The sequence below is a fragment of the Synergistota bacterium genome, assembly GCA_021159885.1.
GTDB lineage: Bacteria > Synergistota > GBS-1 > GBS-1 > GBS-1 > AUK310.
The window spans coordinates 18,175-27,278 of record JAGHDO010000023.1; the positions used below are offsets into that span (position 1 = coordinate 18,175).

At 43.6% G+C, this 9,104-nt stretch carries 11 protein-coding genes and 1 rRNA gene; 11 read left to right on the top strand and 1 reads right to left on the bottom strand.

Annotated features, from left to right (window positions below):
- The first annotated feature begins 59 nt into the window (after positions 1 to 59).
- The 7 genes from J7M13_01895 to J7M13_01925 are packed head-to-tail and all read left to right on the top strand — an operon-like array spanning position 60 to position 6,811.
- Positions 60 to 2,171 carry an O-antigen ligase family protein gene (locus J7M13_01895; GenBank protein MCD6362742.1) on the top strand — a complete coding sequence of 704 codons (2,112 nt, stop codon included), beginning with the start codon at positions 60 to 62 and terminating at the stop codon, positions 2,169 to 2,171.
- Positions 2,171 to 2,782: a dTMP kinase gene (gene tmk, locus J7M13_01900; protein MCD6362743.1), complete on the top strand. Its 612-nt coding sequence runs from the start codon at positions 2,171 to 2,173 to the stop codon at positions 2,780 to 2,782. The genes J7M13_01895 and tmk overlap by 1 nt, the downstream gene beginning before the upstream one ends.
- Positions 2,769 to 3,224 carry a YaaR family protein gene (locus J7M13_01905; protein ID MCD6362744.1) on the top strand — a complete coding sequence of 152 codons (456 nt, stop codon included), beginning with the start codon at positions 2,769 to 2,771 and terminating at the stop codon, positions 3,222 to 3,224. Before tmk ends, J7M13_01905 begins: the two co-directional genes overlap by 14 nt.
- A gap of 32 nt (positions 3,225 to 3,256) precedes the next feature.
- A complete protein-coding gene (locus tag J7M13_01910) occupies positions 3,257 to 3,997 on the top strand; it encodes a DNA polymerase III subunit (GenBank protein ID MCD6362745.1) in 741 nt (246 codons plus the stop codon).
- Positions 3,997 to 4,806, top strand: coding sequence for a stage 0 sporulation family protein (locus tag J7M13_01915; GenBank protein MCD6362746.1), 810 nt, complete (start codon positions 3,997 to 3,999; stop codon positions 4,804 to 4,806). Before J7M13_01910 ends, J7M13_01915 begins: the two co-directional genes overlap by 1 nt.
- Positions 4,803 to 5,654 carry a signal recognition particle-docking protein FtsY gene (ftsY, locus tag J7M13_01920; GenBank protein ID MCD6362747.1) on the top strand — a complete coding sequence of 284 codons (852 nt, stop codon included), beginning with the start codon at positions 4,803 to 4,805 and terminating at the stop codon, positions 5,652 to 5,654. Before J7M13_01915 ends, ftsY begins: the two co-directional genes overlap by 4 nt.
- Entirely contained in the window at positions 5,651 to 6,811 is a 1,161-nt protein-coding gene (locus tag J7M13_01925; protein MCD6362748.1) for a glycosyltransferase, read from the top strand. Before ftsY ends, J7M13_01925 begins: the two co-directional genes overlap by 4 nt.
- Here J7M13_01925 and J7M13_01930 read toward each other — a convergent pair.
- Entirely contained in the window at positions 6,808 to 7,446 is a 639-nt protein-coding gene (locus tag J7M13_01930) for a MarC family protein (GenBank protein ID MCD6362749.1), read from the bottom strand. The two genes, J7M13_01925 and J7M13_01930, sit on opposite strands and share 4 nt — an antisense overlap.
- 114 nt (positions 7,447 to 7,560) lie before the next feature.
- Here J7M13_01930 and J7M13_01935 point away from each other — a divergent pair, with 114 nt between their 5' ends.
- From J7M13_01935 to J7M13_01950, 4 genes are all read left to right on the top strand, one after another.
- On the top strand, positions 7,561 to 7,743 hold the full coding sequence (locus J7M13_01935) for a Trm112 family protein (GenBank protein MCD6362750.1): 183 nt from the start codon (positions 7,561 to 7,563) through the stop codon (positions 7,741 to 7,743).
- Complete coding sequence (gene yfcE, locus J7M13_01940) at positions 7,744 to 8,298, top strand: phosphodiesterase (GenBank protein MCD6362751.1); 555 nt, start codon at positions 7,744 to 7,746, stop codon at positions 8,296 to 8,298.
- Between the two features lies 1 nt (position 8,299).
- Positions 8,300 to 8,833 carry a macro domain-containing protein gene (locus J7M13_01945; protein MCD6362752.1) on the top strand — a complete coding sequence of 178 codons (534 nt, stop codon included), beginning with the start codon at positions 8,300 to 8,302 and terminating at the stop codon, positions 8,831 to 8,833.
- Positions 8,834 to 8,979: 146 nt separating this feature from the next.
- Positions 8,980 to 9,104: ribosomal RNA gene (locus J7M13_01950) — 16S ribosomal RNA — on the top strand; the annotation flags it as partial.

Here is a 9,104-nt window from a genome sequence, read left to right on the forward strand (position 1 = left end):
ACCTTATTGTATGCTATAATAGCATAATGTGATTTCCTTTCAAGAAAGGAGGGTCATGTTTGCCCAAAAAGAAACGCAGGAAGAAAAAAGAAACGGAACCCAAGGAATCTCCTGTCTTCAATAAAGGAATCAAGTTTGGGATTGCTTTTATAGTATTGGCAACAGCATTAGCCTATTCTCCCTATACATATTATTATGACGGAATAAAATACTATATATTCGTTGGGGGTACCGCACTTTTAGGCGCTTGGGTATCCATATGGATGTTAAGGAAAAAGGAGCTTTCCATACCTCTATGGAAAGATGATCTTCCAATACTTGGATTGCTGCTTTTCTCTCTCTTATCTCTTACACAATCCAACTATGTGCTTATGAGCTTAAGGCAAGGAATATTTCTATTTTTGTATCTGTTTATCTTCTATGTTCTAAGGTCGGAGCTCAGAAAAGATGAAGGTGCCTTTAATGTTTTGGAGACCGTAATCGCGATAGCTGGCTTTCTGGTGGGGGGATATGTTGTCCTTCAATACTATGGAATGTACATATGGTTAGGAAGCGGGAACGGATCTCCTCCAACCCTTTATTCAACGATGGGGCATCAAAACTTCGCTGCTCATTACGCTGCTTATACTTTTCCCTTCATCCTCGTTAAGTTCTTGAAGGGAAAAGGTAAGGCAAGGTGGATATGGGGAGCCTTAACGGTGATACAAAGCTTGGGGATATTTCTAACGCAGAGCAGAGGAGGTTTTGTTGCGTGGGGAGCGTCAATATTTGCGCTTCTTTGGTTTGCTTGGAGGGGAGGCATACTTCAAGAAGCTCTGGCTTTGAAAAAGAGGATAGGAGTTGTAGTTGCAATCGCAGTTCTCGTGCTTTTCATTTACACGATTCCTTCTCCTCTTACTCATGGTGTTGGAGTGGGAAGGAGAATAGTGGGAACGGTTGAAAAGCTTGCAACAGGAGCGACCTATCAAGCCACGAGTGGCAGAAGCCTTATATGGAGATCAACCTTAAGGATGATAAAGGATCATCCCCTCCTGGGGGTTGGTTTGGGGAGGTTCGGATACCACTATCCATTTTATCAAGCGGAATTCCTGAAAGGGTTAAAGGGTGGTGGCCCTTTGAATGCCAAGCGTACCCATAATGAGTATCTTCAAGTTCTTGCTGAAACCGGAATTGGTGGCTTTATCTGCTTTGTGCTTTTTCTATTTCTCCTTTACAAGAGACTTGTGCTACTGTTAAGGAAGAAAGGTTCAGAAAACCTGGGTTTTCTTGCCCTCGCTTCGGGTATTTCCGCTGGTCTTGCTGGGGCTTTCTTTAGCTTTCCATTTCATCTTCCAGCTAATGGTCCTATGCTTGCGGTTTACTTCGCCTCTGCTTATGGGTTATCGGATTCCCTGATTGACAGGTGGAAGGAGCTTAAGTTGAGGGAAAGGTGGCAAGTTGCGACCATATTTCTTCCTCTTTTCGTTTTATCTTCCTGGCTTTTTTACTACGATCTCAGGGCTTATAAATCTCAGGTTCTGTCGGCACGCTGTTATGTTCTCACGAGGAAACATAAAACTCCACAGTTCGTGAATAGGGTTATAGGTCCCATGGCAGATAAGGCGGTTCAACTTGATCCCACCGAGAAGATGGCGCAGTTTGCCCTTGCCAGGGCGTATATGATAGTTAAGAACTGGAGAATGGCAGAAAAAGAATGGAAAAGGTTCTTTAAATTAGAGAGTGACTGGAACGCTATGATAAACTATGCAGTAACCTTGGCGAAGCTTAAGAAGTTCAAGGAAGCGGAAAAAGTGGCTCGAGAAATTATAAGAATCCAGCCTCACCTCGTAGATGGATATAATCTTTTGGGTGGGGTGCTGATAGAAGAGGGCAAGTATAAAGAGGCAGAGAGATGGCTTAAGAAAGCGATAGAGGTCAAACCGAGTTATGCGAGACCTTATTATAATCTCGCATTTCTTTATCATAAGTTGGGGAAGAAAGAAGAGGCACTTAAATATCTTAAGGAAGCGGAGAAGAGAACCCCACCTAAGGATCTAATTCCTAAGATAAAAGCCTTAAAGGGAGTTCTTATGCGAGGTAAGAGCGCTTCGGTAAAGGGGAGTACATCCTCCATTAACCTTCCGAAGGAGCTCATTGAGCAGTTTATAGAAAGATACAGAAAGAATAAATGATGAGTTTCGTCGTCTTTGAGGGTATAGATGGCGTTGGGAAGACAACGCAAGCGAAATTACTTGAACGATATCTGAAAGATAGGGGGATTGAAACTCTTAGGGTCAGGGAACCGGGAGGCACACCTCTGGGGGAAAGGCTTAGGGAGATCCTGCTTGATCCATCGCTTGCTATCGATGGCTTAACGGAGGCTCTGCTTTATTTTGCTTCAAGGAGGGAGCTATGTGAGAGGGTAATAAAAGAGGCTTTAACTCGTGGGGGCTTTATTATAGCGGAGAGATTTACTTTATCCACCTATGCCTATCAAGGATATATGCGGGGAGTGAATTTCTCATTACTGAGGAAGCTTGAGGAGGAAGCAGTTGACCTACCAGTTTCTCCCCTCTATCTCGTTCTGGACCTTTCACCGAGGCTTGCTCTTTCAAGAAAGAAGCGTGAGGACAGAATAGAGAGGGAGTCAATGAGCTTCTTCGAGGATTTGAGAGACGCCTATCTTGATCTCGCGCGGCGGAGAAACGATGTATTAGTGGTAGATGCGCTTGGCCCTCCACGGGAGGTTTTTAAACGCGTTTTAGAGGCTTTAAAGGGGGCAGGGATCTTTGAGAATAGGTGAGATTTCTGAAAAAAGAGATTTACCTGAAAGGGGCATAAAGAAGAGAAAAGGCGTTTCACTTAAAAGCTCTTCCTTTTTGGAAACGCTTATGGAAACGGAAGTTTCTATGGAGCTTGAAGAAGAGGAAGAGGAAAGAGAGCTTGAGGATATCTTGGCGGATCTGGATGAAGCTGGTGAAAGACTTAAGGATGATCCGCGTCTTGAAAATCTCAAAAGGTATAGGGATCTTGTAAAGCTCTTCCTAAAAATCGCTTTAAGAAGAGCTTATAGAGTTAAGGAGGTTATGAGTAGAAGAACCGGTAAACTCTTTATACTGGTTGAGAAGATAGATCAGGCCTTAGAAGAGCTTATAGAAAGGGTTTTAAGCCAGCAGTTTGATGCGATATGGCTTGCATCAAAACTTGAGGAGATAAGGGGGTTGTTGATAGACATATATCAATGAGACTCGAGGAACTAAGAGATGTTTGTCCTCAAGTGATTGGTATTTTAAAAAGTGCGCTCAAATCCGGGAGGATTTCTCATGCCTATATGTTTTATGGTGAAGGAGAGCTTAAGGATGAGCTTGCGCTTAGATTTGCGCAGGCTGTATTTTGTAATTCTATTACAGACGATGCGTGTGGAGAATGCTCATCTTGTAGGAAGGTGGAGGCAGGCATCCATTCAGATTTTAAGATCGTTCAGCCAGAGGGCGTTATCTTTAAGATATCCCAAGTTAGAAGCCTGCGTGCAGAGGTTTCCTTAAAACCAATTGAGGCAGATAGAAGAGTTTTTATACTTAAGGGTTGCGAGAGAATGAATTTACCTTCTGCCAACGCTATTTTGAAGATTCTTGAGGAGCCCCCCTCATGGGCTGTTTTAATTTTGCTTGTTTCGCATCCGTCGACCCTTCCTCCAACGGTGGTTTCGAGATGCCAGGTTTTCAGAGTTCAGGGAGAGAAGGAGAAAAGCGCGAAGGAGGAGATATTGTCGAGGATTTTGAATTTGAAAGAAGGAAGCTGGAAGGATCTCTATGAGCTCTCTTCGCTTCTTGGCTCTATGGATAGAATGGAGCTTGTCTCTCTTTTTGAAGGTTTCCTTGATCTTTTGAGCGAAAGGGAGGACTATCTTGATATCATGGATGAGATACTTTCTGTGAGGGAAGGCTTGATGAACAGGTTCTTAAGCGTTCAAATGGCTGTTGACAGAATACTCTTTAGGATAAAGGGAGAGTGGTAATAGTGCGATTGGTTTGGGTTAAATATAGCAAGTGCAGGAATATAGAGCTATTCAAAGCTGGAGATCTGATCCTTCATGTGGGAGATAGATGTGTTCTTGAAACCTCAAGAGGCTTGGAGTTGGGAAGGGTTCTTGCTTCGCCATTTGATGGGGAGGAGGAAGAGTATCCAGTAGTTCTAAGGCGAGCAACTCAGGAAGATCTGGATGCCCATGCTAAGAACCTTGAGGATGAGAAAGAGGCTTTTGATATAGCGAAGGTTAAAATAGTTGAGCATGGTCTTCCCATGAAACTCGTTGAGGTAGAATATATGCTTGATAGAAAGAAGCTTTTTTTCTACTTTATCTCTGAAACGCGAGTGGACTTTAGAGCGCTTGTTAGGGATCTTGCTTCTATATTTAGAACTCGCATAGAGATGCGTCAAATAGGAGTCAGGGATGAGGTTAAGATACTGGGGGGATTGGGACCTTGCGGATGGGTTACTTGTTGTTCTACCTTTTTGCGGAAGTTTGAGTCTGTGTCGATCAAGATGGCTAAGGAGCAGAATTTGGTCTTGAACCCAGCCAAAATATCTGGGCTTTGTGGTAGGTTAATGTGTTGCCTTTTATATGAGTATCCGGTTTATAAGGAGCTTTGGGAAAAGCTTCTTCCTCTTGGAGCGAAGGTTATTACTTCCGATGGTTGTGGGGGGGAGATAATAGGATTAAATCTTGCTAAGGCGACTCTAATGGTTGAGCTTGAAGATGGCAGGATTACAGATTTCCCTCCAAGCGAGCTCAGGGTTAAAGAGAAGGAGGCTTCTAAGGAATGAGTTGGTGGCAGAGGTTAAAAAAAGTTTTCTCAATTAAGAGGATAGATGATGATTTTTGGTATAGCCTTGAGGAAATTCTGATAGAGGGAGATGTGGGGGTTGACTATGCTATAAGGCTTGTTGAAGAAATAAAAGGGCTTAAGCCGTCTTCTTCTGAGGAAGCTAAAGGGATATTGAGGGAAAAACTGAAGGAACTACTGAATTATGACTTTCCATCGTGGCTTTTGTCTCCCTCGGGGAATCTGGAAGTTTTGCTTCTGGTGGGTGTTAACGGAAGTGGTAAGACGACGAGCGTTGCGAAGCTTGGAAAATGGCTTTCGGATCGTGGAGCTTCTGTAATGCTTGCTGCTTGTGATACCTTCAGGGCAGCTGCTATCGAACAGCTTGAGGTGTGGGGTAAGAGGCTCAACCTTAGGGTGGTGAGATCTGAACCGGGGAGCGATTCAGGAGCTGTGCTTTACGACGCGCTCTCTTCTGCTAAAAGTAGAGGAGCTGATTACCTGCTTGTTGATACTGCGGGAAGGTTGCACACGAAGCACAATCTTATGGAAGAGCTCAAAAAGCTTGGGAGGATAGCTGAAAAGAGCTTAGGGTATTCAGCCAAAGGTTTGCTCGTGCTGGATGCCACAACGGGGCAAAATGCGTTACGGCAGGCTGAGGTTTTTTCAAGAAACGTGAGTTTAGGTGGGGTTATTTTGGCTAAGTATGATAGCATGGCGAGAGGAGGTATAGTAATAGCGCTTAAAAGTGAACTTAACCTTCCCGTATTTTTCGTGGGGACCGGAGAAAGGGAAAGTGATTTGGAGATATTTTCGCCGGATGCTTTCTTGGATAGGCTTCTATCATGAGAATAGCTTTCTTCACGGAAAACTACTTCCCTATGGTTTCTGGGGTTTCAACCTCGATAAAATTGTTTAAAGAGGAGCTTGAAGCAGGGGGGCATGAAGTTTTGGTTTTCGCTCCCTCTTACGGGAAGAGTAGCGATTTTAAAGATGAAGCGGGGGTTATCAGACTTCCAGCTTTACCTATTAGAATACATCAAACTCCTATAGTTTTTCCTGGTTCCTCGTGGAAGCAGTTTATGGTTCCTCACCTTAAGCTTGATATAATACATGTTCATCACCCATTTTTTTTGGGTAGAACTGCGCTGTTTTGGGCGCGGCTTTTAAAGATACCCATAGTCTATACCTTTCATACCCTATATGAGGCTTATGTTCATTATGCTCCTTTTAAAAGAGATATTGCGGTCGCTTTTATTAAAAGATATGTGAGAAAATTTGCCAATCAGGTTGATCTCGTTATATCACCCTCGTTTTCGATAAAAGGATATCTCGAGAGAAGGGGGATAAAAAGCCCTATCGCGGTTATTCCCACCGGTATAAAATGGGAGGAGTTTCAAAGGAAACCTTCTCCTTCTGATAGGAAGGAAAAGATCTTAATGTTTGTGGGAAGGCTTGGTGAGGAAAAGAACGTTCCTTTTCTTCTAAATATTTTGTTTAAGATAAGGAATAAAGATTGGAAGGCGATCTTTGTTGGTGATGGTCCCGATCGCGAGAAATTCGTGAGGATGGTTAAAGATGCTAATATGGGGAATCGAATTCTCTTCCTTGGCATGCTTACTCCTCGCAAGCTCAGGGAGTTGTATGCGAGGGCGTATCTATTTTTATTTTCATCCTTTACTGAGACGCAGGGACTTGTCATACTTGAGGCTATGGCTTCTGGTGTTCCCGTGCTTGCTATGAAAGCCCCTGGAGTTTCCGATTTCGTTCATTCTGGATATACGGGATTCTTGGCAAATAGCGAGAAGGATTTTTATGAAAAGCTCGTCCTTCTCTTAGAGAACGAGGATCTTCATGCGGAAATGTCCTTTACTGCAAGAAAGTGGGCAAAGCTGTGGGATATATCTCTCATGGCGTCTAAGCTCCTTTATACTTATGAAAAGCTGAGGGAGGCTTTCTCACCTCCCTCTCGCTTAAAAGCCTTGAGCACTTTTGTTTTTCTTTAGCTTCCAAAAATCTGAGGAAGAGAATCTCTAATGCCATTTATAATGAACTGCATCCCTCTGACCGTTATAAATATTCCCATAACTCTTCCCATAACGCGTAATCCAACTTTCCCCATGGCTTTGGCTATAGGATTGGCTGATATCATTATTAAATAGGTTATTATGGTATTTGCAAATATCGCTGCTGCAAGTATAGCGAGCCCCTTAGGATTGTAATTTTTGCTTGAGAGAACCATAACCATGGTAAAAGCTCCCGGTCCTGAAAGGAGTGGTATCCCTAAGGGCATTATTCCGGTTTCGAGCACTCTTCTTTCCATGACTTCTTCCCTTTCCTCTGGCGAGAGCTTTGCTCTGGGCGTTTGACCTCGCAGAAGCGGTAGGGCTATTAAAACCAGAAGGATCAGTCCACCAGCGAGCTCAAAAGAAGCTATGCTTATGGAAAAGAGCTTAAGTAGAGCTCTTCCTAAGAATTCTGCTATCATAAGCGTTATGCATGATGTTATGGACGCGATTAAGCATGTTTTCCTTCTGTAGTAAGGAGGCATATCATCTGTCAAGCCCAGAAGCACCGTTATATTTCCCAGCGGGTTAGTGATTGTGAAGACGGATATTAGAAATACTATAAACTCCGTCATCGTTTCTCACCTCTCGAAAATCAAGTTTTGGATCTTGGTACAGGAGGGAATTATACCATAGAAAGGTTCACTTGGACAAAAAATTCTGTTAAAATGAGAGTGAGGTGAGGGGTAGTGAATCTGGAGGAGCTATTGAAAATATTGGCTTGTCCTAAATGTAAGGGAGATTTGGAACTAAGTGATGGAAAAAAGTTTTATATCTGCAGGAGGTGCTCCTTAGCCTATCCGATAGAGGATGGAATTCCCATAATGTTGATAGATAAGGCTCTTCCTCTTGAGAGTTTGGGGGGTGAATGAATGAAAGTAGGCATAATGAGTGACACCCATGGAGGATTATCCTCGTGGAAAGCGAGTCTGGAAGTTTTCAACAAGGTCGATATGATAATTCATGCAGGTGATCTTTTTTATCACGGACCGAGGAATCTTTTTCCTAAGGAGTATGATCCTGCCTCTCTGGCTCGATTGATGAACGAGCTTGAGATTCCACTTTTAATAAGCAGAGGAAACTGTGACGCAGATGTGGATCAGCTTGTTATAGACTTTCCTATCCTGGCTTCCTATCTCGTGCTTGATGTTGGTTCAATTAGATTGTTTGTACATCATGGGCATCTATTTTCCGAAACTGAGGTGATAAAGTACGCAAAGAAACTTCACGTAGATCTTGTTATAAGCGGACACACACACGTTCCTTCTATAGAGAAGAAGGAAGATATATGGTTTTTTAATCCCGGCTCTCCCAGCTTACCTAAGGGGACGGAGGGACCTACGGTGGGCATTCTTGAGGGAGACAGACTGCGTCTTCTTTCCCTACCCGAGGGAAAGGTGCTTAAGGAGGTGAAGCTATGTGGTTAAGATCGGGAAAACCATTATAAGAATAGAAAAAGGAGACATTACGGAGCAGGATGTAGATGCTCTCGTAAATGCAGCAAATAATCATCTTTGGATGGGAGCTGGGGTTGCAGGGGCTATAAAGAGAAGAGGAGGAGAAGAGATAGAGCGTGAGGCAGTTTCAAAGGGCCCTATACCGGTTGGAGAAGCTATAGTTACTAAAGCGGGAAAGCTTAAAGCTAAATATGTAATCCATGCTGCCGTTATGGGACAAGATTTAAGAACGAGCGAGAGGATGATAAGGGAGGCAACTTATAACTCTCTTTTAAGGGCTGATGAGCTTTCCTTGAAGAGCGTGGCTTTCCCTGCGTTTGGCACTGGTGTGGGGGGATTTCCATTCGACAGATGTGCAAAGGCAATGCTTGATGAGACGCGCCTTTACCTCACTGAGATGGAGGATACGAATTTAGAAGAGGTAATTTTCGTACTTTATACGGAGGAGGCTTTTAAAGCTTTTGAAAGAGAGCTGAAGAATTTAAAGGAAAAACTTGAGAAATAGGCGGTATTAGCCGAGGAAGAGAAGGTTTTGCTTGGGGAAAGCCTATTGACATCTACTCTTTTGGTTGATACAATTAGCTTTGCCTCTGGAAATAGGGCACCTTGAAAAGAGCATAAGGCATCATGCGGGCCACCTTATAGAAGGTTTTTCTGGAGAGTTTGATCCTGGCTCAGGATGAACGCTGGCAGCGTGCCTAACACATGCAAGTCGGGCGCGGGGCCTGCTCTACTTTTTAGTGGGGTGGGTTTCTGAGCGGCGGACGGGTGAGTAA

Coding starts and splice junctions, on each gene's coding strand:
- tmk (MCD6362743.1), top strand. CDS start 2,171: ATGAGTTTCGTCGTCTTTGAGGGTATAGATGGCGTTGGGAAGACAACG.
- ftsY (MCD6362747.1), top strand. CDS start 4,803: ATGAGTTGGTGGCAGAGGTTAAAAAAAGTTTTCTCAATTAAGAGGATA.
- J7M13_01925 (MCD6362748.1), top strand. CDS start 5,651: ATGAGAATAGCTTTCTTCACGGAAAACTACTTCCCTATGGTTTCTGGG.
- J7M13_01930 (MCD6362749.1), bottom strand. CDS start 7,446: ATGACGGAGTTTATAGTATTTCTAATATCCGTCTTCACAATCACTAAC.
- yfcE (MCD6362751.1), top strand. CDS start 7,744: ATGAAAGTAGGCATAATGAGTGACACCCATGGAGGATTATCCTCGTGG.